24 protein-coding genes are annotated in these 26,091 nt (G+C 38.3%); 5 read left to right on the forward strand and 19 right to left on the reverse strand.

Features of this window, described 5'->3' with window-relative positions; genetic code table 11:
* Position 1: 1 nt before the first annotated feature.
* From FAZ15_RS20995 to FAZ15_RS21020, 6 genes are all read right to left on the reverse strand, one after another.
* Positions 2 to 832 carry a sulfurtransferase gene (locus tag FAZ15_RS20995; protein WP_136903338.1) on the reverse strand — a complete coding sequence of 277 codons (831 nt, stop codon included), beginning with the start codon at positions 830 to 832 and terminating at the stop codon, positions 2 to 4.
* Between the two features lie 97 nt (positions 833 to 929).
* Positions 930 to 2,864 carry a 30S ribosomal protein S1 gene (gene rpsA / locus FAZ15_RS21000; RefSeq protein WP_136903339.1) on the reverse strand — a complete coding sequence of 645 codons (1,935 nt, stop codon included), beginning with the start codon at positions 2,862 to 2,864 and terminating at the stop codon, positions 930 to 932.
* Between the two features lie 112 nt (positions 2,865 to 2,976).
* Positions 2,977 to 3,945 (reverse strand): YihY/virulence factor BrkB family protein, encoded by a 969-nt coding sequence (locus FAZ15_RS21005; protein ID WP_136903340.1) that lies wholly within the window; start codon positions 3,943 to 3,945, stop codon positions 2,977 to 2,979.
* A 1-nt stretch (position 3,946) separates the two neighbouring features.
* Entirely contained in the window at positions 3,947 to 4,354 is a 408-nt protein-coding gene (locus tag FAZ15_RS21010; RefSeq protein WP_136903341.1) for an acyl-CoA thioesterase, read from the reverse strand.
* A gap of 2 nt (positions 4,355 to 4,356) precedes the next feature.
* Positions 4,357 to 5,397: an endolytic transglycosylase MltG gene (gene mltG, locus FAZ15_RS21015; RefSeq protein WP_136903342.1), complete on the reverse strand. Its 1,041-nt coding sequence runs from the start codon at positions 5,395 to 5,397 to the stop codon at positions 4,357 to 4,359.
* Between the two features lie 6 nt (positions 5,398 to 5,403).
* Positions 5,404 to 6,156: a PASTA domain-containing protein gene (locus tag FAZ15_RS21020; protein WP_136903343.1), complete on the reverse strand. Its 753-nt coding sequence runs from the start codon at positions 6,154 to 6,156 to the stop codon at positions 5,404 to 5,406.
* Positions 6,157 to 6,624: 468 nt separating this feature from the next.
* On the opposite strand from FAZ15_RS21020, the gene FAZ15_RS21025 reads away from it, so the two are divergent.
* A complete protein-coding gene (locus tag FAZ15_RS21025) occupies positions 6,625 to 7,632 on the forward strand; it encodes a D-alanine--D-alanine ligase (protein ID WP_136903344.1) in 1,008 nt (335 codons plus the stop codon).
* A 25-nt stretch (positions 7,633 to 7,657) separates the two neighbouring features.
* On the opposite strand, the gene FAZ15_RS21030 is transcribed toward FAZ15_RS21025, so the two are convergent.
* Together FAZ15_RS21030 and FAZ15_RS21035 are read right to left on the reverse strand one after the other, a co-directional pair.
* Entirely contained in the window at positions 7,658 to 8,158 is a 501-nt protein-coding gene (locus tag FAZ15_RS21030; protein ID WP_136903345.1) for a dihydrofolate reductase, read from the reverse strand.
* Positions 8,159 to 8,201: 43 nt separating this feature from the next.
* Positions 8,202 to 9,023, reverse strand: a complete 822-nt coding sequence (locus FAZ15_RS21035; protein ID WP_136903346.1) for a thymidylate synthase — start codon at positions 9,021 to 9,023, stop codon at positions 8,202 to 8,204.
* A 199-nt stretch (positions 9,024 to 9,222) separates the two neighbouring features.
* On the opposite strand from FAZ15_RS21035, the gene mtaB reads away from it, so the two are divergent.
* Positions 9,223 to 10,542, forward strand: coding sequence for a tRNA (N(6)-L-threonylcarbamoyladenosine(37)-C(2))-methylthiotransferase MtaB (gene mtaB / locus FAZ15_RS21040; protein ID WP_136903347.1), 1,320 nt, complete (start codon positions 9,223 to 9,225; stop codon positions 10,540 to 10,542).
* 40 nt (positions 10,543 to 10,582) lie between these two features.
* Here the strand turns inward: mtaB and FAZ15_RS21045 are convergent, their stop codons facing one another.
* The 8 genes from FAZ15_RS21045 to FAZ15_RS21080 form a co-directional block, all read right to left on the reverse strand.
* Positions 10,583 to 12,844 (reverse strand): inorganic phosphate transporter, encoded by a 2,262-nt coding sequence (locus tag FAZ15_RS21045; protein ID WP_136903348.1) that lies wholly within the window; start codon positions 12,842 to 12,844, stop codon positions 10,583 to 10,585.
* A 38-nt stretch (positions 12,845 to 12,882) separates the two neighbouring features.
* Positions 12,883 to 13,635, reverse strand: a complete 753-nt coding sequence (locus FAZ15_RS21050) for an SGNH/GDSL hydrolase family protein (RefSeq protein ID WP_136903349.1) — start codon at positions 13,633 to 13,635, stop codon at positions 12,883 to 12,885.
* A gap of 132 nt (positions 13,636 to 13,767) precedes the next feature.
* A complete protein-coding gene (locus FAZ15_RS21055; protein ID WP_136903350.1) occupies positions 13,768 to 14,955 on the reverse strand; it encodes an aspartate aminotransferase family protein in 1,188 nt (395 codons plus the stop codon).
* 56 nt (positions 14,956 to 15,011) lie between these two features.
* On the reverse strand, positions 15,012 to 15,434 hold the full coding sequence (locus tag FAZ15_RS21060; RefSeq protein WP_238387333.1) for a hypothetical protein: 423 nt from the start codon (positions 15,432 to 15,434) through the stop codon (positions 15,012 to 15,014).
* Positions 15,434 to 16,441: a hypothetical protein gene (locus FAZ15_RS21065; RefSeq protein WP_238387334.1), complete on the reverse strand. Its 1,008-nt coding sequence runs from the start codon at positions 16,439 to 16,441 to the stop codon at positions 15,434 to 15,436. Before FAZ15_RS21065 ends, FAZ15_RS21060 begins: the two co-directional genes overlap by 1 nt.
* A complete protein-coding gene (locus tag FAZ15_RS21070) occupies positions 16,434 to 16,979 on the reverse strand; it encodes an RNA polymerase sigma factor (protein ID WP_136903353.1) in 546 nt (181 codons plus the stop codon). Before FAZ15_RS21070 ends, FAZ15_RS21065 begins: the two co-directional genes overlap by 8 nt.
* A gap of 5 nt (positions 16,980 to 16,984) precedes the next feature.
* Entirely contained in the window at positions 16,985 to 17,938 is a 954-nt protein-coding gene (locus tag FAZ15_RS21075; protein ID WP_136903354.1) for a transketolase family protein, read from the reverse strand.
* Between the two features lie 73 nt (positions 17,939 to 18,011).
* A complete protein-coding gene (locus FAZ15_RS21080) occupies positions 18,012 to 18,860 on the reverse strand; it encodes a transketolase (protein WP_136903355.1) in 849 nt (282 codons plus the stop codon).
* 256 nt (positions 18,861 to 19,116) lie between these two features.
* Here FAZ15_RS21080 and FAZ15_RS21085 point away from each other — a divergent pair, with 256 nt between their 5' ends.
* Positions 19,117 to 20,508 carry a pectate lyase family protein gene (locus FAZ15_RS21085; RefSeq protein WP_136903356.1) on the forward strand — a complete coding sequence of 464 codons (1,392 nt, stop codon included), beginning with the start codon at positions 19,117 to 19,119 and terminating at the stop codon, positions 20,506 to 20,508.
* 53 nt (positions 20,509 to 20,561) lie between these two features.
* Here the strand turns inward: FAZ15_RS21085 and FAZ15_RS21090 are convergent, their stop codons facing one another.
* The 3 genes from FAZ15_RS21090 to FAZ15_RS21100 are packed head-to-tail and all read right to left on the reverse strand — an operon-like array spanning position 20,562 to position 23,345.
* Positions 20,562 to 20,978 carry a hypothetical protein gene (locus FAZ15_RS21090; RefSeq protein ID WP_136903357.1) on the reverse strand — a complete coding sequence of 139 codons (417 nt, stop codon included), beginning with the start codon at positions 20,976 to 20,978 and terminating at the stop codon, positions 20,562 to 20,564.
* A 57-nt stretch (positions 20,979 to 21,035) separates the two neighbouring features.
* Positions 21,036 to 22,700 (reverse strand): M28 family metallopeptidase, encoded by a 1,665-nt coding sequence (locus FAZ15_RS21095; RefSeq protein WP_136903358.1) that lies wholly within the window; start codon positions 22,698 to 22,700, stop codon positions 21,036 to 21,038.
* A gap of 24 nt (positions 22,701 to 22,724) precedes the next feature.
* Positions 22,725 to 23,345, reverse strand: coding sequence for a SprT family zinc-dependent metalloprotease (locus FAZ15_RS21100; protein ID WP_136903390.1), 621 nt, complete (start codon positions 23,343 to 23,345; stop codon positions 22,725 to 22,727).
* A gap of 79 nt (positions 23,346 to 23,424) precedes the next feature.
* Between FAZ15_RS21100 and porD the strand changes: the two genes are divergently transcribed.
* Positions 23,425 to 24,321 carry a type IX secretion system protein PorD gene (gene porD / locus FAZ15_RS21105; RefSeq protein WP_136903359.1) on the forward strand — a complete coding sequence of 299 codons (897 nt, stop codon included), beginning with the start codon at positions 23,425 to 23,427 and terminating at the stop codon, positions 24,319 to 24,321.
* Positions 24,322 to 24,325: 4 nt separating this feature from the next.
* Positions 24,326 to 25,984: a DNA repair protein RecN gene (recN, locus tag FAZ15_RS21110; protein ID WP_136903360.1), complete on the forward strand. Its 1,659-nt coding sequence runs from the start codon at positions 24,326 to 24,328 to the stop codon at positions 25,982 to 25,984.
* The last annotated feature ends 107 nt before the right edge of the window (positions 25,985 to 26,091 follow it).

Consider the following 26,091-nt stretch of genomic DNA (forward strand, 5'->3'; position numbering starts at 1 on the left):
ATTATTCAATAGGCAGATTTGAATCAGCGCCCCATTCCGACCATGAACCGTCATAAATGGCGATATCCTTATGACCGATTTGATAAGCACCCAGTGCGAGTATAGAGGCTGTAATTCCTGATCCACAGGAGAATATATTGTGTTTGTTTTGCTCTGTGTGCCCCACATAAATTTTCTCCAATTCTTGTACCGGTTTAATCAATGTACCATCCATTAACTGGTTAAAAGGAAGGTTTGTCGAATTAGGAATGTGGCCGGATCGTAACCCCTCCCTAGGCTCAGGAGCTATCCCATTGAATCTGCCTGCACTCCGGGCATCTGTAACGGTAATATGGGGCGAAGTTAATTTCTTTAATAACGTATGTTTGCTTTCAAACCAGTTGTTGTTCGGTTTAGCGATAAAATTTCCTTTTTCTGTTGGCGTTATATAGTCAGTTTTCACGGGTAAGCCTTCGTTTATCCAAGCTTCCATCCCTCCGTTCAAAACGTATACCTCTTCATGTCCCATATAGCGAAACATCCACCAAGCACGAGGACTGGAGTAGACACCCCATTGGTCATAAATGACCAATATACTGTTGTTATTGATACCCAGGCTACGAGCTTCTTGTTCAAAATCTTCACGGGCTAACATAGTATGCGGAAGGGGACTGTTGTGTTCAGAAAAAGTTCCCTCAATATCAAAGAATACAGAATTGGGGATTAATTGCAAATTTGTTTTATCCAATTTTTGATCAACTTTATCTATTGTCGAATCAAGAATGATAAGGCCGGGATTATTAATTAATTGCAAAAAATCATGGATATCAATGATTGGCGTAGAAATAGGCATAGCGAACTAATTTAATTAATAAAATTACAACAAAATACCGACATAAAAAAAGCCCCAATCGTACGATTGGGGCCTTATTATTTAGTGAAATCTAAAATTATTTAGATTTTTTTTCGTCACCTTCCATTTGCTCTTTTAATTGAGCTAATACATCAAGATCACCTAAAGTAGATTTCTCAACAGAGTCTTTTACTTTCTTCACTGCCGTATTAGCTGCCTTTGCATCTTTTTTGCGAGCATTGGATTCCTCTTTACGACTTTCTTCTTTCGCATCTTCCCAGATACGAGAGTGAGAAATTACAAGACGTTTGTTTTCTTTATTGAATTCAATGATTTTGAAATCCGTAACGTCGTCTACTTTCAATGCAGCACCATCCTCTTTTACAGAGTGTTTAGAAGGGCAGAAACCTTCTACACCATATTGTAAAGCTACGATATCACCTTTGTCTCCAACTTTGATTACTGTACCTTCGTGGATAGAATCAATTGTGAAAATTGTTTCGAAAGTATCCCAAGGATTTTCTTCTAGTTGTTTGTGACCTAAAGATAATTTACGGTTTTCTTCATCAAGTTCTAAAACTACAACTTCCAACTCTTCACCTACTTTAGTGAATTCATTAGGATGGTTGATTTTTTTAGACCATGATAAATCTGAGATATGGATTAATCCATCTATACCATCTTCCAATTCAACAAATACACCGAAGTTAGTCATGTTTTTAACAACAGCTTTTTGTTTAGAACCGATAGGGTAACGTTCTGTAATGTTTTTCCAAGGATCTGGAGTCAATTGTTTGATACCTAAGCTCATTTTACGCTCATCGCGGTCTAATGTTAAGATTTGAGCTTCGATTTCGTCACCTACTTTTAGGAACTCCTGAGGAGAACGTAAGTTTTGTGACCAAGACATTTCAGATACGTGAATTAAACCTTCAACACCAGGGATGATTTCTAAGAAAGCACCGTAGTCAGCAACTGTTACGATTTTACCTTTTACTTTAGAACCGATAGCTAATTCGGTGTTTAAAGATTCCCAAGGGTGTTCTGATAATTGTTTTAAACCTAATGCGATACGTTTTTTCTCATCATCAAAGTCTAAAACAACAACGTTTATTGTTTGATCTAAAGCCAAAACTTCTCTTGGATGCTCAATACGACCCCAAGAGATATCTGTAATGTGAAGTAAACCGTCAACACCACCTAAATCGATAAATACACCGAAATCTGTAATATTTTTAACAGTACCTTCTAATACTTGACCTTTTTCTAATTTCGCAACGATTTCTGATTTTTGGTTTTCTAAATCGTCTTCAATTAAGACTTTATGAGATACGACTACGTTTTTGAATTCATGGTTGATTTTTACAACTTTGAATTCCATAGTTTTACCTACATATACATCGTAATCACGGATAGGTTTGATGTCGATTTGAGATCCAGGTAAGAAAGCTTCTACACCTTTAATGTCTACGATCAAACCACCTTTAGTACGAGACTTAACGAAACCATCGATAATAGCATCATTTTCCAATGCATCATTGATAGCTTCCCAAGATTTTTGTGTTTTAGCACGTTTGCGTGACAATACCAATTGACCGTTTGCGTCTTCTTGGGACTCTACGAATACATCAACAGTGTCACCCACTTTTAAGTCAGGTAAGTCACGGAACTCAGATAACGCTACAAGACCGTCTGATTTGAAACCAACGTTCAAAACCACATCCTTATTATTGACAGATACAATAATACCCTCAATAATTTCACCTTGGTTGATTTGGTTGAATGTACCAGCATACTGTTCTTCTAATTTAGTACGCTCAGTTTCGCTGTAATTACCGAAAGCTTTTTCATCAAGCTCCCAATCGAAGTCACCTTCTGGTGTGCTCCACGTGTTGGATTTGATTTCGTCAATTAAGTTTGAATCGGCTTCAGACTCAATCTTTTCAGTGTCTTTCACTACTGTAGTGTCAGCACCTTGTAGCTCTGCGTTTTTCGCCGCTAACTCTTTTTCTGCTTCTTGTTTTTTTGCCATTAATTAATTTTCTCCTTTTCCTTACTATGTAAGGACTGCAAAGATACGAAAATCTTTTATTTACAAGATTTTATGTTGATTTTTTTTGGAAGATATTTTACAGATCCGAATCTTATTCGGATTGTTTGAATGAATTGTAGATTTTTGGCTTGACGATTTTAATACTCTGTTTAGATAATGTAATACTGGCATTTAGCTCAAAACCTATCAATAAAATTAATGAATTCAGATACATCCAAATCATGATCACAATAATAGTTCCGATAGAACCATACAGTTTGTTGTAAGCATTGAAATTATTAATGTAATAAGCAAAGCCTGAAAAAGTTAAAATGGCGAGGATAGTAGCTAGGGTGGCACCAGGACTAAAAAGCTTCCATCTTTTGGCTACAGATGGGCCAAATTTGTACAGCATACTTACGGTTAAAAAATAAATAGCAAATAATATTATCCAGCGTGCTGCTTTGATGATGAAGGTCCAAAACCACGAAAGATCATAAGAAATCTGCTCCTTTAAATAGGAGATGACTATACCAGCTCCCGTGAAGAAAGCAATTCCCAATGTCAAAGCAACAATGATAGAAAAAGATAGACCCAAAGCGATTAATCTTCTTCTTCCCCAACTTCTATTCTCATTTGCCAAAGAAGACTTATTAAATGCCATCATTAAGGTAGTCATACCATTGGTTGAGAAAAAAGTGGCCAATACAAAACCAAAAGATAATAATCCACCATTTTGTTTTTTTATAATGTCTTCTAAAGTGGATTGAATAATAGTAAATGCGTCAAAAGGAATGACAATAGCTAAAAAATCCATTAGACCTTGCTGAAAATTATCTACAGGAATATAAGGAATCAAGGTGAATAAGAAAATAATACCCGGAAAAATAGCCAACATAAAATTATAAGCTAGGGAAGATGCTTTATTAAGAATAGATTCACGAGCTATCTCCTGAAAAAAAAATGTAGCAACAGTATACAACGGAAGTTTGCCGAAACCTGGAAGAATAGCGGTTTTAGACCATTCTATGAAGTTGTCATATGGTTTGAAATGCAATAAATTATGATGGACTTTCTTCATCTTACTCAAAGTAAGGGCTCATCTTATCTTGAAAAATTTGCGGAGGACGGCAAGGTCTATTTTTTTGCATATCTACAAAAACCAATTGTGTCATTCCTGTATTAAGTAACGTCGCCGCCTCATTAAATATCTCGTATTCAAATTTAATTCGGATATTCGGTTTCTCTCGTATCGTTGTCTTGATGGTAATGAGTTCATCGTAGGTTGCTGCTTGTATAAATTTGGACTGCAATTCTATGACCGGCAGCATAAAACCCATTTCTTCCAACTCTCTGTAAGATATACCGGTATTACGCAACATTTCAGTACGTGCTACTTCATAATATGCTGCATAATTGCCATAGTAAACATAGCCCATTTGATCTGTTTCGGCATACCTTACTCTTAATCGGTGCTCAAAAACGTACATAGTTATTTTTTAATATTTCTTTCATCCAATGCTTTTTGGAATTTACGCGCATTAACCTGATGTTCGGCCACCGTTACGGCAAAGGCATGGTATCCTGAAAAATCAGCCTCGGCACACATGTAGATGTAATCGTGATCTGTTGGATTTAAAACGGCATCGATTGATGCGATGCTCGGCATCATGATCGGTCCAGGAGGTAAACCTTTATACCGATACGTATTATACGGATTATCTATGGTCAAATGCCTATTCAATACACGGCGGATAGTGAAATCATTATTCGCAAAAATAACAGTCGGATCGGCCTGTAATAACATCCCTTTCCGAAGTCTATTCAAATATAGTCCCGCAATTTTAGGCATCTCGTCTACATGAAGTGCTTCGCCCTTTACAATAGATGCTAGTGTAGATACTTCGATAGGAGTAAGGTTGACAGCCTGTGCTTTTTGTTTACGCTCATCCGTCCAGAATTTTTTGTATTCGTTATGAAAACGAGCAACTATTTTATCTGGGGAAGTATTCCAATAGATATCATAGGTGTTGGGAACAAACATCGAAAAGAAATTATCTGTAGTGAATCCGTATTGCTCAGCCACAGCTTCGTTATTCAATATATCATTGAACTTTGTCGAATCGGCTTCAAAGCTATTACCCAATAAGGCTGCAAAACTTTCTTTAAGACGTACATTTGCAAATCGAAATTTCACAGCTTCTTGATATCCTCCTCGAAGATTCCCAATCAACCTGCGGTTGCTCATCCCGGGGATCAATTTATATCGACCTGCTTTCACACTGTTTGGGTAATCCATTTTTTTTGCGGCGAAGTCAAATAAATCGGGATGTTTTACAATACCTTGTGATTTCAACCTTGCTAGTACAAGATCGTACGTGTCATTGGTATGCACATAGAAAAACTCTTCCTTATCTGTGACAGAAGGTCCGATGAAAGTCTGGTAGGCCTTCCAGCCAATAAAAGCACCTACTACGACAAGAATAATCAAAGTAATGCTTAGAAATTTCGGGAAAGATCTTTTTTTCTCCATAAAAGATTAGTCGTTTGATAAAGTCAAATCAATCGGTGTGCCAATACCGATAATGTGTGCTGAAGTATCTGGGAATTGTGCTATAATTCTTGCTGTCGCTGTGTCAATGATATTTCCCGTAATATTACCAATATTCAAACCCAACCCCTGAATCGCAAACTTTGCTTCGGCCAATGTAAGATTTAATACCATAGGTACCTCTACTTCGTTGGCACCACGTCCATTCCCTAGCACCAAGGTAATATTCGATCCCTTCGAGACCATTCTTCCTGCTTTGATAGGTTGCCCTGCAAATTTGGCATCTAGTACAACATCCCGGGCAATATCAGACACGTAGACCGTGTCTCCAATCTTCAGTGAATGATTTTTGATAATGGCAGACGCCTCAATAAAGGTCTTGTCAATGATATCCGGAAATGCTATTTCAGGTGCTATCTGTGTAATAATGGTTAGGTAAATGGTACGTCCATTTTTTACCAATGCACTGGCTTCGGGGTCTTGTTCTATTACCAAGCCTGGTTTTGCATCCATCTGGTATACAGAATCTACAGCATATTCAAGTCCCGCGCGATCCAAGATACGTTTGGCTTCTTCAATATGGATACCTTTGAGGACAGGTACTTCCTGTGCATCTCCATGTTTAGTGTAAATTTTTAACCCAAAATATATTAAAAGGAATAATACAAATATGGCTATGATAGCTCCTATCAGATTCTTTCTGAAGGTATCTGTTCGTAAATAAAATAATAATTTAGACATGAATTTTTTTCAAGTTTTTTATTTCCCACTATCTAATAACGAGTGTGGTCGTTGTTACATTGTATTAATATTTAATATTAGCAAAAATATTCGTTTTTCCGTGTATCGCAAATTATATTTCATCCGAATAAATTGTTTATTGATCTCTTGCTGTCCTTTATCGGTATCAATGAGATCGCTACGCTAAGTTTTAATGGCGATGAAGCTTGCATGAGTTATTCATGCTTTTTTTAGCAGCAACTCAAGTAGGTTTCCCCGATAAATAAATTTTCAAAGGCAGAGGAGAGACCAATAAACCGCGTAGCGCTCATTCGTGCCTTAAAACAAATATTGATGAATAGTTTACATTTATATTCGATGTGATCTTAATTATATATAAAAGCAAATTAAGAATAGTATTTTTTCTATTGGGCTTTCGTGAATGCAAAGCATTTTATCTAAGTTTGTGCAGATGAACTAATGATAATAATGAAAACAAAAGTAGCATTAATTACTGGAGGATATACCGGCGAAGCGGAAGTATCTTATAAAAGCTCGCAATTCGTGTATAGTCAGCTGGATAAAAATAAATATGAGGTTTACCTGATCGATATCACTGTGGAAGGCTGGTTTTATCAAGATGACGAGAACGTAAAGCATGTGATTGATAAAGAAGATTTTTCGCTCAATTTCAACGGTACTTCGGTTCGGTTTGATGTTGCTTTTATTATTCTGCACGGTTCGCCGGGCGAAGATGGACGTTTGCAGGGCTATTTTGATATGATTGGATTGCCATATACCTCCTGCAGCGCGCTGACCTCTTCGTTAACGATGAATAAAGGGTATACGAAAGCGATACTTTCTGACATTTCTGAGCTTCATTTAGCTAAATCGGTGTTACTTTTTGAAAGTCATAGAAAAGACGGTGTGAAATTGGTCGAAGAAAAATTAACGTTGCCTTATTTTGTAAAACCTAATGCTGGTGGTAGTAGTATTGGGATGACAAAAGTAAAAGAAGCGGCGGGTTTAAGGGAAGCATTGGATAAGGCTTTCGATGCCGAAAATACGGGCAAGCAGGTTCTCGTCGAAGAGTTTGTAAACGGTCGGGAATTTTCGCAAGGTATATTTCGTAATCCGCAAGGGGAGCTTGTTGTTTTGCCAGCTACCGAAGTAAAAACTACCCGCGAATTTTTTGATTTCGAGGCGAAATATAGCCCTGGGCTTACAGAAGAAATCACACCGGCGGATTTGAATGAAGAACAGCAAACAAGAGCGGTACGTCTTATAAAGGAAATCTATATCCGCCTAAACTGCAAAGGTATGGTTCGTGTCGATTTCTTTTTAGAGCACGACACAGATAAATTTTATTTTATAGAGATTAATACTATTCCTGGGCAGACAGCACAGAGTTTTATCCCCCAGCAGGTAAGAGCATCCGGAATGAGCGAGACAGCATTTTATAGCGAGTTGATAGAAGCTGCTTTAAAAGGATGGTAATTTACACCCATGGACCTTTTTGTTCTCAAATCTCAATCTTTTGGTAGACCTCGAATGAATAATCAAAAGCATGTTTTTCATCCTTTTGATGAGCTTCTGAACTAACAAGTTTCCATGATGCAGGAACTAATTCAGGAAAGAATGCGTCACCTTCAACTATAGTATGTACACGTGTTAAAAGAACTTTTTGTGCAAAAGGAAGTGTTTGTCTGTAGATTTCAGCACCACCAATAATAAATATTTCACGTTCATCTCTGCAATACGTTAAGACCTCCTCTAGATTATTTGCGACATCAATATCTTCTGCTTTATAGTTAAGATCATGTGTAATCACAATATTCCTCCGTTCGGGCAAAGCCTTTCCAATGGATTCAAAAGTTTTACGACCCATCACTATAGAGTGGTCAAGGGTGTTTTTCTTGAAATATTTAAAATCATTAGGTAAGTGCCATGGCATTTTATTGCCTTTTCCAATGGTATTGTTCTCCGCAGCGGCGACTATCAAAGTTAGTTTGGGATTGTTCATTTCTTAAAAATATTTCTTTACTCTTCCTGATATGAATATAAGCTTATATAGCTACAGGAGCCTTGATATGTGGATGATATTCATAATCCGTCAATTCAAAATCTTCAAATTTAAAGTCGAAAATGTCTTTAACATCAGGGTTGATTTTCAAGTTTGGAAGTGACTTCGGATCCCTTGAAAGTTGCAATTCCGTTTGTTCAAAGTGATTGCTATAGATGTGTGCATCTCCAAGGGTGTGTACAAAATCAGCCGCCTCCATATTACAAACTTGTGCTACCATCATCGTCAACAAAGCATAAGAAGCAATATTGAAGGGAACACCTAAAAATATATCTGCACTGCGTTGATACAGCTGACAGGATAACTGAGGTCTTATTATTCCTTTTTCTGGTTGTGCTGGAGCTACATAAAATTGAAAAAATGCGTGACATGGAGGTAAAGCCATGTTTTCAATTTCAGCAACGTTCCAGGCTGATACGATGATACGGCGTGAGTCCGGATTCATTTTTAGCTGATTGATCACTTGCGAGATCTGATCAATGTGTTTTCCGTCTGGAGTAGGCCAAGAACGCCATTGCGAACCATAAACCGGTCCCAAATTGCCCTTTTGATCCGCCCATTCGTCCCAAATACTGACACCATTCTCTTTCAGGTACTGAATATTCGTTTCTCCTTTTAAAAACCAAATCAACTCATGGATAATCGAACGAAGATGTAGCTTTTTGGTAGTAACGAGTGGAAAACCTTCCTTTAAATTAAAACGCATTTGATAGCCAAAAACACTTTTAGTACCCGTTCCCGTACGATCCGTTTTCTCTATGCCTGTCGTATACACATGCTTTAGCAAATCTAAATACTGTTTCATGATTTTTATTTTTGAATGTTACGAAGATAAGTGTTTTTGCATCATTAGAATATCACAATTTTTCAACAACTCACATTTTGTGTCTTTTTGTGTATTTTTGCGGATATTATCACATATTCATGTTTTAAATATCCTAACACATGGATAATATCCTGCCTACAGCAGGCTGGTATATAAAAGTTAAGAGCGTATAATAAAGATGAATAAAAAAGTTGCTTTCTACACTTTAGGATGTAAGCTGAATTTCTCAGAAACGTCATCAATTGGTCGTATCTTTAAAGATGCGGGTTATGAAACTACACCGTTTAACAGTCAAGCAGATGTATATGTGATCAATACCTGCTCGGTTACAGATCATGCCGACAAAAAATGTAGAAAGGTGGTAAAGGAGGCATTGAAACATTCTCCGAATGCGTATATAACCATAGTGGGATGTTATGCTCAATTGAAGCCAAAAGAAATTGCTGAAATTCCGGGCGTGGATATGGTATTAGGTGCCGCCGAAAAATTTAATATCATTGAACACATCAATGATTTGACAAAGCAAGCGAAGACAATTATTCATAATGCACCCATCGATCAAACAAATCAATTTGTTTCTGCTTTTTCCATCGGAGATCGTACGCGTACCTTCTTAAAAGTTCAGGATGGGTGTGATTACTCCTGTACATTCTGTACCATTCCTTTAGCTCGCGGTGCTAGTCGTTCAGGTAAGATTGAAGACATTGTGCGTCAGGCGGAAGAGATTGCCGCTTCCGGGGTTAAAGAAATCGTGTTAACTGGGGTTAATATCGGTGATTTCGGTGTCCGAGACGGTAAACGTCAGGATAAATTTTTAGACTTGGTAAAAGCGTTGGATCATGTGAAAGGTATCGATCGTATCCGTATCTCTTCTATTGAGCCAAATCTTTTAGCCAATGAGATTATTGAATTCGTAGCGCAGTCCGAACGATTTGTGCCACATTTTCATATGCCGTTACAGGCCGGTAATAATAAGGTACTGGCGCAGATGCGCCGTCGTTATAAACGGGAGTTATATGCGGAACGAGTTGCTAAAATAAGATCCTTGATGCCAAACTGTTGTATTGGAGTAGATGTAATAGTAGGCTTTCCAGGGGAAACTCGCGAAGATTTTATAGATACCTATAACTTTATCAATGAGATGGATATTTCCTATTTACACGTTTTTAGCTATTCAGAACGCGAAAATACAATAGCAGCTCAAATGGAAGGCGCTGTTCCAGGGGCACAACGAAGTGATAGGAGCAAAATGTTACATATTTTGTCTGAAAAAAAACGACGAGCTTTTTACGAATCTCAATTAGGAGAAGTAGGAGAGGTGTTGTTTGAATCCGATGTAAAGGATGGTTATATGCATGGTTTTTCTAAAAATTACGTCAAGGTACGCACACCCTATGATCCACTTCTAGTAAACGAGATTGTTCCGGTAAAATTCGTCACTCTTACAGAGAGTGGAGAAGTAGAAATTGAGGAACTTCCCCAAGTTTTAACGCATTAAAAAAGCTTCATAAAAAAAGTGAACCTTCCGGTTCACTTTTTTATGAAGTTGAACTTCTGAAACGTTCAAACTCTTGGTGCAATCGGATAAGTTTGAATGTAGAACTAATCAGCTCATTTGTTTCGAGTAGAATAGAAAAATATAACTTTGAATTTTTCGGACTGTTTTCGGACGTTCGAATGCGTTCGATTTGCCGATCCAAAAATTGGTTATTTATATCCTGTAGTTCCAGTCTTTCTTCAATAATATCATCAATTTTAGAAAAGTCCTGTCGTTTGTACACATCATTTATCTTGGAATACCATTGGCCCAATTTTTCCACAATATACTTTAGATCTTTCGCCTGATTAATTTTAAGCGGTTTGTGATTGTTGTCCACATGATCGTAGATGTTGGATGAAATGACGCCTACATTTTCGACGATATCCTGAAGGTATCCTAAAGATTGAATATAATACCGGCTCCCTTTTACAGAAGAGTCGTCGAGATTCCGGATAAAGTCGTAAAGCGACGAATTGGTGGAATTGAGGTCTTTTTGTAATTTTTTAATTAGTTTCTTATCTGTATTTAAAACCAATAGATCCTGGTTAATCAATCCTTCTATAACATCTTTGAAGAGCATGTTCGTTTTGGTGATGATCTCACTGATTTGATTTGCACTTGCCTCTGTCACTTGCTGTAGCGTTTGTATGTCTTTTTTTTCTAACTGAAGTTTTCTTGCTGATTGCTCTTTCACTTTCCGGTCGTGACTTTTGGAATTTCTATACAAGAAAATCGTCAATACAATGATCGCTAGGACAAAGGTGACGATGCCACCAACTTTTAGTAGATAGGCCAATATAAAAGCACCTGCAAATGCGCAACCTGCGGTGACAAACCACCCGCCTACTACGTGAAATACTCCTGAAACTCGATATACGGCACTTTCTCTACCCCAAGCTCTATCTGCAAACGCAGTACCCATGGCTACCATAAATGTAACATAGGTGGTCGATAAAGGGAGCTTCATAGAGGTTCCAAGTGCAATCAAGCTACTTGCCACCATTAAATTTACCGAAGCTCTTACCATATCAAACATAGGTTCTTCTCCCGATCTTTTATTTGCTCCTTTTTCTAATAAAGGATTTTCAAATTGTTTGTCTAATCGAGCTTGTAGTGTCCGAGGCATTACATGGCTTATAATGTTGCCAAAGCTGATAAAAGACCGTACAATCTGCCGGGCCAAAGCGTTTGACTTGAACTTGTCAACACCAGAGTCTTGGTTACTTAAGCTCATCTCCGTTTCGATGACCGTTTTTGCTTTTTTAGAAGTCCACAAGGTTATGACCATTATTACGCCAGCTGCTGCTAATATCCACATGGGTGCAACAATATCGTCCGAACCTAATGCAGTCATCATATACGTGTCTGGATCAGCGCCTGTCGTTCGGAAAATATTGATCGATTGTAATGCAGCAACCGGAACGCCAATAAAATTAACCAAGTCATTTCCAGCAAAGGATAGTGCAAGTGCAAACGTACCTACGCCTATAATAAGTTTTAGGATATTGATATTGAGACGCGTGAGGATAAAGCTTATCAATGTAAACATTAGAAAGCAACCTAAGAGTAGATAGACTTCATTGGTTTTAATCCAGCTTTGAGCATTACCAGAGATAAAACTAGCGCCTTTGAGCCCCTTTATTAGAATGAAATAACTTATTGCTGTTAATGTTATTCCGCCAAATAATACACCAATGGATTTTATTTTCTTTTCAAATTGGAAAGTAAAAACAAGCCTTGAAATATATTGTACGATCATACCGACAGTGAACGATAGAAATACAGATAGTAAGATACTCCCTACAATCGCTGTTGCTTTCTCGGTATTGATATAGTTAGATATGGTATTCCAAGCTGCATCTTCACTAATGATCTTGTACATGGCCAAACATACCGCAGCGCCCAGTAGTTCGAAAACGATAGATACGGTAGTCGAAGTGGGAAGTCCGAAATAATTAAAAACGTCCAATAAAATAACATCAGTAATCATGACAGCAAGAAAGATGATCATGACGTCATTAAAGCTGAATTCACTCGGTATATAAATGCCACTTCGGGCAATTTCCATCATACCACCGGAAAAAACAGCTCCACATATAATCCCAATACTTGTTACGATCATGATGGTTTTGAAAGGAATGGCTTTAGAGCCGATAGCCGAGTTAAGGAAATTTACGGCATCATTACTAACGCCGACCATCAGATCGATTATCGCTAGAACTATTAAGGTGAGAATAATAAGGAAGAGATAGTTTTCCATAGTTAATTTTTGTTGTTTCTGATGGTAGACTTGTATTATTATTTTACGGTATCAAGCCAATGCTGAGCCATTAAGTTCGCGCCCGCTAATGAGGTATGTACTCCGTCTGTAGTCCAATATTTTCCGTTAGCTCTTTTTTCTGCTTTATCAAAAATAGATTGGTATGGAATAAATACAGCACGATATTCTTTTGCTATTTCGCTTGCGACTTCCTGATATCGTGTTAATTCTGGAAACCAAGTGTCGTCAACGTGACTCACATTTTTGACCCCGAAAGGTTCGCCAATAATCAATCTTACTTGAGGTAATGCTACCAAGGTTTGATCAAGTAATTTTCTATAGTTATCTTTATATGTTTCAGCAGAACCTTCATAATTCCCGTTCCTTTTATGCCAATAATCATTGATCCCAATCATAATGCTTAAAATATTTGGTTTAAGCGCTATGCAATCTGTAGTCCATCGTTCCGCAAGTTGCGGAACCTTATTTCCGCTTATACCCCTATTGTAAATCTGTATATTTTTGTCAGCATATTTGTTTAACAACTGGCTTGCAGCAATCATAGCATAGCCCTTTCCGAAAGCATCCGTGTTATTCGGTTCTAAATTATCTCTTTTACGGCCGTGATCGGTTATCGAATCCCCCTGGAATAAAATAACATCGTTTTGATTGATGGTTATTTTCTTAGCAGCGACGCCAATATTCTCTTTAGCATTTAATAATGAAGTACCAACCAAGGCTCCTCCGAGAGTAAGTAAGCTTTTTTGTAGAAAGTTTCTTCTGTTGTCCATTGTTATAGGTTTATGTCTTTTTAAACTTAGATAAATTTGTTTTTATATGCAATTATAATCTCATATAAAAACAAATTTATAGACTTCTTCTCTGCTATCTGCATATTATCTTTATAGAAAAAAATAAGAATATTAACAGAATTTATCAATTCCTTCTTTTATTATTTTGCAGGCTTGTTTTATTTCTTGTTCGGAGATGGTTAATGGAGGCGCTACACGTAATGCTGTTTCACAATGCAGATACCAGTCTATCATAATTCCTTTTTCTGCGCAGTATTTACTTACGGCATATACTTGGTCAAAAGTTTCCAATTGTAAACACATCATCAATCCCAAGCCTCTGATTTCTTTAATTTTGGGGTGATTTAATTCCTGCCTAAATAATTTTTCTTTTATTTCAACTTGTTCTATAAGTTGCTCGTCGATAATCACTTGCAATGAAGCTAAAGCTGCGGCACAGGATACGGGGTGTCCTCCAAATGTAGTGATATGGCCTAACATTGGATTATCTTTTATGACATCCATAACCTTTTTGGATGCAACAAAGGCACCTAGGGGCATACCCCCTCCAATTCCCTTGGCCAACATGAGGATATCGGGAATGATACCGAAGTGATTAAAGGCAAATAATTTTCCGGTGCGGCCAAAACCAGTTTGTATCTCGTCAAATATTAATAAAGTATCGGTTTCATTGCATTTGGTACGCAAGGCCTGCATATAGCTTACACTAGGTACCCGTACGCCCGCCTCACCTTGTATAGCTTCGATAATAACTGCGGCGGTATCATGGGTGATAAGGGCTAGATCAGAAATACTGTTGTATTCAATAAATTCGATCTCAGGCAAGAGGGGAGCGTACGCTTGTTGATATGCTGGATTGCCAATAAGACTAAGGGCTCCTTGTGTACTTCCGTGATAAGCCTTTTTAGCGGCAATAATTTGCCTACGACCTGTATATTTTTTTGCAACCTTCATGGATCCTTCCACAGCCTCAGCTCCCGAATTGGTCAAGTATACCGACTCAAAATGAGTAGGTAATTGTTTGAGTAAGTTCGTCGCAAATTGTACTTGAGGTGCCTGTACAAATTCGCCGTATACAGTTACATGTAGATATTTGTCGAGTTGTTCTTTGATCGCTTCGAGCACCTTGGGATGGCGGTGTCCGATATTACTTACATTAAATCCAGAGACCAGATCTAAATATTTTTCTCCATGAGGTCCGTAGAGGAATGAACCTTCTGCCCGTTCTATTTCAATAAGACGTGGGCTATCAGAAGTTTGTGCGGTGTTTTTTAAAAACAGCTCTCTATTACTAATCATTATGCGAAGTTAAGGAAGATTCTCGCTAAAAATAATAGAAGTATATTATGTTTTTATTATTTTTTTGGTCTGCTTTTGTATTCCTTGGCAAGCATGTTGATAAAATCTTCTTCTACTTGAAAGAATTGTGAGGCTCTCGCCTGTCCGATTATCTGCCCGAATTTACTTCTGTATACTTTTTTTACATCCACTTCTTTCGCATCAAAAGCAATTACATCTCTTTTCCCATTGAACGAATTCGTGTTTTGCGGCGCATTCAAGCCTCTTTTTGCCTTTTTAAGATCCCAAATTTCCTGATTATACTGGTTGTAAATCGGAAAGAACTTTTGCGATTCGGCAGGCGTTAACTTTAACTCCTTGGTGATATAAGCAATTTTTTTATTTTCAATAACTTCAAAGTTCCGTTGCTGTGCGAACGAAGCCCATTGAAGTGTAAATAAAAAGCAGAGTGTAATTAATATTTGTTTAAAGCGTAGCATTATAGCATATAATTTAAGTACTCCTCGATATCGTTATCTTTAACTTGATTACCTATTTCCACATTTTCAGGAATATCCAAATACTCCGAGAAAAAGACCAGATCGTTGGCGTCCGAAACCTGAGCTAAATAACTAGCTATTGCTTCATCAGGTATTCCCGAAAGAGATATACCTTCCGACGATGCGGTGTTGTCCTGCTGGTTGAACGAAAAATATGAACCTATACTTATTATCGCAGTGACGGCGGCAGCGGCGGTATAACTTGCCCATCTTTTTCGCGAGAGTAGTGGAGTAACCGTTGTACCCTTTTCTGTAGGAAGCGTTAAAACCTTCACGACATTTTCCTGACTATTGGCGTGAGCCGACATCATCAAGGTCTTTTCGGACAAACGATCAAAATATTCAACAGGTACACCGTATCCGGTTTCCGTAACTTTGGCTTTTAATTTTTCCACAGCGATATTTGATATAATATCTTGCGCTAGTGTTTCAAAGTAATCTGCTGGAACCTCATAGCCATCACGATTTACGGTAGCCTTTAACTGTTCCTCTACTATTCGGTTAAGAATAGTATCTTCGGCTACATCAGCATAGTCTACAGGAATGGTAAAACCCGTCGTTATAACCTGACTGCGAAGTGTTTCTTCAAAAAGTTTACTTTGAATTTGATATGCTGATTCTTCAAAATAATGCTCTGGCACTTTAAATCCTGTGGCACTAACTTGATCTTTTAATTTTTGTTCGACAACTTTGGCTAATATATTGTCTTGAAGTTTTTCGAAGTATCCATCTGGTATAACACCATTCTCGTTTTGAACCGCTAATTTCTCTAATTTTACGAGGGAGAGAATGGTCGATTCTTGTGCTCTGAAATAGTCTGGAGGTACGGCAAAAGGATTGACACGCAATGCTTCAGGAAGCTTGTTTCCTCCTAATTCGTCATGGTATGTGTTTATTTCCTTCATCGTATGGGTATAGATACTTTTATCACTAAAAGGTTTAATCATTCGCGTTAAAAAAATGTTCTATTTTCTTCACCGCCAAATGATAAGAGGCTTTTAGTGCACCTACACTTGTTCCAAGTATTTCCGATATTTCATCGTATTTAAGATCTTCAAAATATTTCATATTAAAGACCAACCGCTGTTTTTCGGGAAGAGTAAGTAGAGCTTGCTGTAACTTAAGTTGTGCCTTATCTCCATTGAAATAGTGTCCATCTGCTAATGTCTCCGACAAGTATGCTGAACTATCATCGTCTAAGGATACATTGTGTTTTTGCTTTTTCTTGTTCAGAAAAGTAATGCATTCATTTGTCGCGATGCGGTACAGCCAAGTGTATAATTGCGAATCTTCTCTAAATTTCTCTAAATTACGCCACACTTTTATGAAAATATCCTGTGTCACGTCATCCGCATCGTCATGATTAATGACCATGCGTCTGACATGCCAATAGATTTTTTGTTGATATTTTTTTAGCAAATAGCCGAACGCCTCTTCGCGCGTACGCTCATCAGCAAATTTTGATATGATTAAGGCGTCTTCCATTTGTTTTATTTTCTGCTAATCGCTTTTCTTGCTGCCGCCACGATACTTGATGCAGTCAGTCCATATTTCTCCATCAACTGTGCAGGAGTTCCCGATTCACCGAAGCTATCATTTACCGCTACATACTCTTGTGGAGTAGGTAATTTTTGAGCCAATACTTGCGCTACACTATCTCCTAAGCCTCCCAAACGATTGTGTTCTTCCGCTGTAACAACGCACCCTGTTTTGACAACTGATTTTAAAATAGCTTCCGTATCTAATGGTTTGATCGTGTGGATGTTGATGATCTCGGCATCGATACCTAATTTTTCTAACTCTTCACCAGCCTTAATAGCTTCCCATACCAAGTGACCGGTAGCAATAATCGTTACATCTTTACCTTCATTCAATAGAACCGCTTTGCCGATTTCAAATTTTTGATCAGCAGGTGTAAAGTTAGGTACGACTGGACGGCCAAAACGTAAATATGCAGGCCCAATATGGCTGGCTAATGCTATTGTTGCAGCTTTTGTTTGATTAAAGTCACATGGGTTGATAACCGTCATACCGGGAAGCATTTTCATCAAGCCGATATCTTCTAATATTTGGTGAGTCGCGCCATCTTCACCCAATGTAAGGCCCGCATGCGAAGCACATATTTTTACGTTTTTGTCTGAATAGGCAATAGACTGACGAATTTGATCATACACTCGGCCTGTTGAGAAGTTTGCAAAAGTTCCCGTAAAAGGAATTTTGCCACCAATAGTCAAACCTGCTGCAATTCCCATCATATTTGCTTCCGCAATTCCAATTTGGAAAAAACGCTCCGGAAATTCATTGATGAAGTCATTCATCTTTAATGAGCCGATTAAGTCTGCACAAAGCGCTACTACATTGTCGTTCGTTTTCCCCGCTTCCAATAAACCAGCTCCAAAGCCTGAACGTGTATCTTTTGATTCAGTATATGTGAATTTTTTCATCCGTATAATTTTCTTTTATAATGTTTAGATATTAGGAGTCCAACATCTCCTATCTAACATCTCCTATCTAATATTAATAATCTCCAACCGTTCTAGGGATCTGATCCAACGCAAGTTGTAGTTGCTCGTCGTTGGGTGCTACACCATGCCATTTATGTGATCCCATCATGTAATCAACACCAAATCCCATCTCGGTGTGCAATAAGATCATCACAGGCTTGCCCTTGCCGGTGCGTGATTTCGCTTCCTCGATGCCAGCAACCACAGATGTCATATCATTACCTTTTTCTACTTCCAACACATCCCATCCAAAAGCTTCCCATTTGGCTCTTAAATTACCTAATGATAGCACTTGATTAGTAGGCCCATCGATTTGCGCACCATTATAGTCTACAGCAGCAATAAGATTGTCTACTTTGTTGTGAGGAGCGTACATTGCTGCTTCCCATACCTGACCTTCTTGTAGCTCACCATCTCCCATCAGTACGTATACCAATTGATTGTCTTTATTTAATTTTTTTGCTTGTGCAGCACCAATTGCAACGGATAACCCTTGCCCCAAAGATCCGGAAGCAACACGAATTCCTGGTAGGTGTTCGTGTGTGGTCGGATGCCCTTGTAACCGAGAATTAATCTTACGGAAAGTGGCCAGTTCGTCTGCCGGAAAATATCCTGCTCTCGCCAATGTACTATAAAATACCGGCGAAATATGTCCATTTGATAAGAAAAATAAATCTTCTCCATCACCGTTCATATTAAAAGAAGGATTATGTTTCATTGCATGGAAATACAATGCAACGAAATAATCTGTACATCCTAATGATCCTCCAGGGTGTCCAGATTGACAAGCATGTACCATACGTACAATGTCTCGTCTTACTTGTGATGCAATCTGTTCTAGTTTATTGATATCTGCACTCATTTTTAATTGATTTTCATTGAAAATTAGGTTGTAAAGTTAACGATTTTAATATAGATGCCCCACGTTATGTAACCTAAAAGCTACAAATAAACATAAATATTTTTATAAATTTAAAATAAACTAAAAACTCAATTTTAGCAGACCTCTTTTTTTCGTTTTCAAAACATATTTCGAGCAGGATGGCACAGGTCAATTTATTAAATTAAATAGTTGAAGTTTGTGAGTTGAAATTTCTAACCATTAAATTTTAAATCCTATGACACCAATAAAACATTTTTTTATACCGATTGTCATATCGCTATTTATGTCCCAAAACGTGTATTCACAAGAAACCATGGCATTTCCTGGAGCCGAAGGTTTTGGCCGTTTTGCCAAAGGAGCGAGGGGAGCAGATCAACCACAGGTCTACTTTGTGACAAATTTAGCAGACGAAGGAGAAGGGTCATTACGGGATGCCGTAAGTCAACCAGGGCGCTTTGTAATCTTTAAAGTTAGCGGGGTAATTAAACTTAAGAGTAAGCTAAGTGTTGCACCCTTTACCACTATCGCTGGGCAGACTGCTCCGGGAGATGGTGTGACTGTTTATGGTAGAACGATGTCATTTACGGGGGCAAATAATACAATTTCCCGCTATTTGCGTGTTCGATTGGGTGTCAATGGCGGAGCAAGTAAAAATGAAGATGCCTCGGGAATATCCAACGGTAAAAATATCATTTTAGATCACATGTCAATTACCTGGGGACTCGATGAAGTATTTTCAATCAGTTGGGATAAGAAAGGCGACGAACCTTCCGATATAACCTTGCAAAATAGCATAATTGGTCAAGGCCTGCATGCTTTTAATCATTCGGCTGGAGGATTAATTCAATCTGGTGGGAAAATTAGCATACTCAAATGTCTTTATCACAGTAATAAAACCCGTAATCCTAAGGTAAAAGGAATCAATGAATTTGTTAATAATATTGTTTATAATTTTGGGAATAAAAATACCGTTAATCCTGCGCATTCCATTTCAGCTGATGCTTATATTCTGGGAGGGGAGTCAGCTGTGATTTCAAATGTGTTGATTTTAAATAATTACTTTATTGGAGGTCCTTCAACTCCTCAAACCAAACTCACACCATTTTCTAGGGGAAATCAGAATTTTAATCTCTTCCAAAAAGGAAATTATTATGATAACAACCAAAATGGTAAACTTGATGGGACGATGATTGAATCAAACGACTTTTGGTATCCAGGAATCCCAAATCATAATTTTAAAAATGCGCAAGATTTTGCAGCTTATCCAAGTGTGGTGCCAAATATGTCTGCTTTATCTGCATTTGATTATATCGTTGATAATGCCGGTGCTGTTTTTCCAAGGCGCGATGCAATAGACCATTCAATAATCGAAGAATTAAAAAGTAAGGGCCTGAGCGGAAGAAACGTCCACAGCGAGACTGATTTTTTCAATATGGATCTGGCGCAAGTGCAAGAGAAAGAAATCCATGTCGAAAAAGATACAGACAACGACGGAATTCCCGATGGGTGGGAAGAAAGGTTGAATCTAAACAAAAACGATAGCAGTGATGCATTACAATTTAGTTCACAATCCGATTGGAAAGGATATCTAAATATTGAAGTTTACCTTAACTCTATTGTGAAGTAGGTAAGAGCATTTTAATCATAAAGGCGCTATCTCGCTAGCGCCTTTATGATATGTTAATTTAAAAGAGACCACGTACTCCACGGAATCCGTGACAAAATCAATATTAAAGCGATCGTATAGGTGAAAAACACCGTTTTATTCGCTTTGTAATCTTCTTTAGCTTTTTTCGCTTTCGAATACCCAATAGTGACTAAAACAATAGCAATAAGCATAAGCAACGGATGTTCTAAAAAGTATAGACGCGATAGGCTGTTGCTCATGTTTTCACCGGAAAAACTTTTTAGTCCCAATGGTGAGGTGAAATATAGAACCAATCCAATCAATAGTTGTAGATGTGCACTGATAAATCCAATAAGTGCTATTTTACGATTGTAAGGATTGCTTTTAAAATAATTAACTGCAGTAATAATAATAGAAATGACTAAAGCTAATAAGAGCACTACAGCTAGAGTCGAGTGTAAATGTTTCATTCCTGTTAACATAGTTTGTATGTGTTAAATTGTATCTTAATCTTCGTTACAAAGGTACTATTTTGAAAGACGTTTCTCACCTAATTCTTTAAATTCTGAATTTGCTTTGAACCCGGGAAATGTTTTTTCTAAACTCAAGGTATATCCAATGTCGAAAAATAAACGGATATCCGCTAATATGCCTTCAAAGTCCCAATTTTCGTCGATTTCATCTGTAACGTTATGGTAACGGCCTGATAAAGCTTCTTTTCTTTTGGTATTCAATGTTGTATCTGTTGAAATCAATTGATCTCCGCTCCCCATGAATAAGCCTGGTACGCCCTTTTTTACAAAGTTGAAGTGATCTGATCTGTAAAATCCACCAGAGGATGGATTCCCTTCTCCCTTTACAAATCTTCCAAATTTAGCAGCTGATTGTCTGACATAATCTTCTAATTCTGTTTGACCCAGCCCTACAACGGATACATCTTTTGTCGCTCCCAAAGGGCTAAAAGCATCCATATTTAAGTTAGCCACCGTCTTGTTAATTGGATAGATCGGATTGCTTGCATAGTAGGCAGACCCCAATAACCCCTCTTCTTCAGCCGTGAGTGCCATGAATACGATAGTGCGCTCGGGTTTTACTTTAGCCGCATTGAACGCCTTCGCAATTTCAAATAGTGCGGCTACACCCGCGGCGTTATCGACTGCCCCATTATAAATAGAATCTCCGTCCACGGCTTCTCCTACACCCAAATGATCCCAATGTGCCGTGTAGATAATCGTTTCATCAGTCCTTTTAGACCCTTCTATTTTCGCTATTACATTATTTGATTTAGATTTACGGAAGTTGTTTTTCAAGCTTACCGCCATAGTGACTTGAAGCGGCACTGCTTTAAATCCTGGTTTTTTGGCTTCTTCCATTACTTTTGCATCAATACCTGCAATTTGAAAGAGATTTTTAGCGGTTTCGTTCGAAATCCATCCCTCAAATTCCACATTTGAAGCACCATTGTTTTCCGTGACCATATCCAATTGAGGGCCACTCCAGCCAGTTCTCACCACATTCCACCCATAACTGGCAGCGGCAGTTTCATGGATAATTAATATGCCTGTTGCCCCTTGGCGACCCGCTTCTTCATATTTATACGTCCATCTGCCATAGTATGTCATGGTATCCGCTTTGAAAAGATTTTTGTCATATCTTCCTGGATCAGATGCCATCACGACGACAGTCTTGCCTTTGACATCCAGTCCATCATAATCATTCCACCCGTATTCAGGCGCTACGATTCCGAACCCCGCAAAAACTAGTTCTGTCGAAGGGATTGTAATATGCTCCTGTAGTCTTTTTGTTCCGATTACAAAATCTTCCAGGTAGTTAATTGTCAAATCTCCCTTGTTACCCGTTAACGTAATGGAAGGTGAGGTCGGTTTAGATGTTATTTCTACTAACGGGACTTCTTGGAAATACGAATCTCCATTGCCGGGTTTTAGTCCTAGGTTTTTAAATTGTTCCCGAATATAGTTTACCGTTAATGTATCACCTTTAGTAAACGGCTTTCGACCTAAGAAGTCGTCGGAGGATAGTTTGGATACCGCTTCCTTATAGGTGTTTTCCTGTATGGCTTCCAGTGCTATGCTATCCAAAGTGGTGGTATCGTGTACAGCCTGTTGAGCGTTCTGGCAAGACAAGAAAGCCATTGACGAAAAAAAGAGTATGAGTAATGTTATCTTGTTCATGAGTATTGGAGTAAAATAAATAACTTATATGTCGGTATTTAGTGGTGTGACCTCGGCTATAGGATGAAAGAGGTATATTCTGTTGGTTTCTACTTCAATACATCTATATCGTTTTCTCAATTTTTCCTTTTTTTGGAAGGTACGGCCATTTTTGAGTTGGAAGATGCTGTTTTCAGGAAGTTCTTCTACCGTATGGATAGAAGCATCGAGCTGATCGTAATTTTTAAGGATACGGTAAAGATGCAGATCTGTGCAGGAGGACGCCGCTGGATTGGACATATAGTTCGAAATAGCATGTACTATCTCCTGCGGGAAAATATTCAATTTTAAAAATGGATGCATCAGTATTTTGAAATTTTCTTTCCATTCCAATCCATGTGGTTTTACAAGACTCTTATGGGCTTGCCAGGTCTTCAAGTGCGCAAATTCATGTATTGTTGTAATCAAAAAGGAATATGGGTTGAGATCATGATTGACCGTAATCTGATGTGTGCTGCCTCGAAAGGGAGCTCTGTAATCCCCTAGCTTGGAAGATCTGCTTCGCGTCACTTTGAATCGACAACTAGTATCGTTTATCCATTGTGAAATAATCGGCGCTGCTTCATCCGGCATGTATTTGCTTAATTGTTTACTAAAGTCCGTCATCCATACAAACATATTATTTTCTATTGATTTATAGAAGTTCAAAAAACTTTTGTCTAAGTTTGAGTCATAATCAAATCATATGCGAAGAATTTACGTAACTATAATTTTGCTATCTGTCTCCATCGCTTGTGTTTTCGCTCAGGAACTAAATGCAAGAGTAGAACTTTCTGCACCGCAATTGCAGAATACAAATGCCAGAACATTAGAATTGCTTCAACGTGTTATTTCTGATTTTTTAAACAACAGGTCGTGGACGGATAAAGCGATTCGTCCAGAAGAACGTATTGATTGTAGCTTTAATATCATCATTACAGAGTATGATGGATCCAAACAATATAAAGCTACTGCACAGGTAAATTCTGCTCGACCGGTATATGGAACGAACTATAACAGCCCGATTTTAAGTTTCAGGGATAAATATTTTAATTTTTCGTATGTTGAAGGAGAACAGTTGGATTTTAATGATAATCAGAATCTGGGGCCGTTATCTTCTTTATTGGGCTTTTATGCCAATATCATTATCGGAATGGATATGGATTCATTCCGGAAATCCGGAGGTACGGCCATGTTTTCAAAAGCGCGTACGATCATGAATTATTCGCAGAGCTCCCAAGTTGAAGGCTGGCGAGGGATGGAAGCTATGGATAACCGGTATTGGCTGATTACAAATCTGGTAGATCGAATATATATGCCTTACCGCGAGTTTTCGTATTCCTTTCATAGAGAGGGGCTTGATAATATGGTTGAGAATGAAGCAAAAGCCAAAGGAGCTATGGGGGAAATGATGGCCAGATTAAAGGAGGTGGATCGTACCAATACAGGTAACGTATTGACCAATGTGTTATTTACAGCAAAGTCAAATGAATTTGTCGGCATTTTTTCTAAAATGCCGGGAAATGAAAGCGTAAAGATTTACAATTTGTTAGCCGAACTGGATCCTGCCAATATTTCAAAATACGAGACACTAAAAAAATAATTACATGCTGACACGCTTATATATAAAGAATTACGCATTAATAGATAATCTTGATATTTCGTTCAATAAAGGACTGAATATAATAACTGGTGAAACAGGTGCTGGTAAATCCATCATTATGGGAGCACTGGGTTTAATCGTTGGTAATCGGGCAGAGGGGAAACAGTTTTTTGACGAAAGTCAGAAATGTATTATTGAGGGTTATTTCGATGTTTCTTCCTATGCATTGAATGATTTTTTTGGTGAGACGGATTTAGACTATGAGGAAGAAACTATTATTCGGCGGGAAATAGCCGTCGACGGAAAATCGAGGGCTTTTGTCAACGACTCACCAGTTACATTAAATGTGCTCAAAGCGTTGGGCGAAAAATTAATTGATATCCATTCCCAACATGCTACATTACAGCTTAATACCGAAGAATTTCAACTGTTTGTGGTGGATAGCGTGGCTGCTAACGCTAAGTTGTTGCAGGCCTATAACGCGGAATACAAACATTTAAAAAAATACGAACAACGACTGTTAACCCTAAAGGAAGACATTTATGCCGCCAATGCAGAGCTTGACTATAACCAATTTCTATTTGACGAATTGGAAAAGGTGAACCTTGTCGAAGGAGAAGTGGCAGAACTAGAAGCGGAACAGCAGCAACTCGAAAATGCGGAGGACATTAAGAAAGGATTGTCGACCACGCAGTACCTGTTAATTGAAGGTGATACTAATATTCAGACTTTGTTAAAAGATGCTGTTCAGCAGTTGCAGTCCGTATCCAAATTTTTTAAACGTACAGAAGAATTTTCCGATCGATTGCAAAGCGCTTATATTGAGATTAAGGATATCGCAAATGAGGTAGAATTAGCGAATGAAGGCGTAAATTTGGATGGGGATCGTCTAGACCATGTGAATTCCCGTCTAAGTGAGATTTATACCTTACTGAAAAAGCACAGGCTTGATACGGATGTTGAATTAATTGAACTGCGGGAACAATTGAAAACGAAACTTCAATTGGCATCCAGTCAGGACGAAGCACTAATTGTGCTTGAAAACGAAGTTAAAAAACAACTTGATGCGGTGCTAGAACTAGCTCGTCAGATCAGCAAGACGCGTCAGCAAAGTCTGCCAATTATTCAAGATAGTGTAATTAATACGCTCGTTGCTGTAGGTATGCCCAATGCTAACCTCCAGATACATTTGGAACCGCAAACAGAAGACAAAATTTCTCCCAAAGGATTGGATAAAGTTCAGTTTTTATTTTCGGCTAATAAAGGACAAGCTTTGCAGCCAATCCACAAAGTGGCATCCGGTGGGGAGTTGTCGCGGGTCATGCTCGCTATAAAATCCCTCGTGTCCCAACGGTCTGCTTTACCGACCATCATATTTGATGAAATCGATACGGGTATTTCAGGAGAGGTGGCGTTAAGGGTAGGCGAGGTGATGGAGAATCTGGCGCGGCATATGCAAGTGCTGGCTATTACACACCTGCCTCAGATTGCCTCTAAGGGTACAGCCCACTTCAAAGTATATAAAGAAGATCGGGACGAGCGAACCAAGTCTAACATTCGACTTTTAGATCAAGATAAACGTATTCTCGAAATTGCACAGATGCTAAGTGGTGCCAATCCTGGGGATGCTGCACTTCAGCATGCGAAGGAATTGTTGGGGTAATCTCTCGGCTCTTAAGTCAGTCTCGAATAGTTCACTTCTGCTATTAAAGTAAGAGCAGCAGTGAACTATTTGATTTCTTTATGGTTATGTAAGTGGAGTATATACGT

The organism is Sphingobacterium olei (genome assembly GCF_005048855.1).
GTDB lineage: Bacteria > Bacteroidota > Bacteroidia > Sphingobacteriales > Sphingobacteriaceae > Sphingobacterium > Sphingobacterium olei.

Bases quoted from the DNA above. Each gene is read 5' to 3' on its own strand.
- FAZ15_RS21005 (WP_136903340.1), bottom strand. From the start codon at position 3,945: ATGAAGAAAGTCCATCATAATTTATTGCATTTCAAACCATATGACAAC.
- recN (WP_136903360.1), top strand. From the start codon at position 24,326: ATGCTGACACGCTTATATATAAAGAATTACGCATTAATAGATAATCTT.
- FAZ15_RS21070 (WP_136903353.1), bottom strand. From the start codon at position 16,979: ATGGAAGACGCCTTAATCATATCAAAATTTGCTGATGAGCGTACGCGC.
- FAZ15_RS21010 (WP_136903341.1), bottom strand. From the start codon at position 4,354: ATGTACGTTTTTGAGCACCGATTAAGAGTAAGGTATGCCGAAACAGAT.
- FAZ15_RS21095 (WP_136903358.1), bottom strand. From the start codon at position 22,700: ATGAACAAGATAACATTACTCATACTCTTTTTTTCGTCAATGGCTTTC.
- FAZ15_RS21035 (WP_136903346.1), bottom strand. From the start codon at position 9,023: ATGAAACAGTATTTAGATTTGCTAAAGCATGTGTATACGACAGGCATA.
- FAZ15_RS21065 (WP_238387334.1), bottom strand. From the start codon at position 16,441: ATGATTAAACCTTTTAGTGATAAAAGTATCTATACCCATACGATGAAG.
- porD (WP_136903359.1), top strand. From the start codon at position 23,425: ATGCGAAGAATTTACGTAACTATAATTTTGCTATCTGTCTCCATCGCT.
- mtaB (WP_136903347.1), top strand. From the start codon at position 9,223: ATGAATAAAAAAGTTGCTTTCTACACTTTAGGATGTAAGCTGAATTTC.
- FAZ15_RS21085 (WP_136903356.1), top strand. From the start codon at position 19,117: ATGACACCAATAAAACATTTTTTTATACCGATTGTCATATCGCTATTT.
- FAZ15_RS21090 (WP_136903357.1), bottom strand. From the start codon at position 20,978: ATGAAACATTTACACTCGACTCTAGCTGTAGTGCTCTTATTAGCTTTA.
- FAZ15_RS21025 (WP_136903344.1), top strand. From the start codon at position 6,625: ATGAAAACAAAAGTAGCATTAATTACTGGAGGATATACCGGCGAAGCG.
- mltG (WP_136903342.1), bottom strand. From the start codon at position 5,397: ATGGAGAAAAAAAGATCTTTCCCGAAATTTCTAAGCATTACTTTGATT.
- FAZ15_RS21060 (WP_238387333.1), bottom strand. From the start codon at position 15,434: ATGCTACGCTTTAAACAAATATTAATTACACTCTGCTTTTTATTTACA.
- FAZ15_RS21075 (WP_136903354.1), bottom strand. From the start codon at position 17,938: ATGAAAAAATTCACATATACTGAATCAAAAGATACACGTTCAGGCTTT.
- FAZ15_RS21020 (WP_136903343.1), bottom strand. From the start codon at position 6,156: ATGTCTAAATTATTATTTTATTTACGAACAGATACCTTCAGAAAGAAT.
- FAZ15_RS21050 (WP_136903349.1), bottom strand. From the start codon at position 13,635: ATGGACAACAGAAGAAACTTTCTACAAAAAAGCTTACTTACTCTCGGA.
- FAZ15_RS21030 (WP_136903345.1), bottom strand. From the start codon at position 8,158: ATGAACAATCCCAAACTAACTTTGATAGTCGCCGCTGCGGAGAACAAT.
- FAZ15_RS20995 (WP_136903338.1), bottom strand. From the start codon at position 832: ATGCCTATTTCTACGCCAATCATTGATATCCATGATTTTTTGCAATTA.
- FAZ15_RS21100 (WP_136903390.1), bottom strand. From the start codon at position 23,345: ATGACGGACTTTAGTAAACAATTAAGCAAATACATGCCGGATGAAGCA.
- FAZ15_RS21045 (WP_136903348.1), bottom strand. From the start codon at position 12,844: ATGGAAAACTATCTCTTCCTTATTATTCTCACCTTAATAGTTCTAGCG.
- FAZ15_RS21055 (WP_136903350.1), bottom strand. From the start codon at position 14,955: ATGATTAGTAATAGAGAGCTGTTTTTAAAAAACACCGCACAAACTTCT.
- FAZ15_RS21080 (WP_136903355.1), bottom strand. From the start codon at position 18,860: ATGAGTGCAGATATCAATAAACTAGAACAGATTGCATCACAAGTAAGA.
- rpsA (WP_136903339.1), bottom strand. From the start codon at position 2,864: ATGGCAAAAAAACAAGAAGCAGAAAAAGAGTTAGCGGCGAAAAACGCA.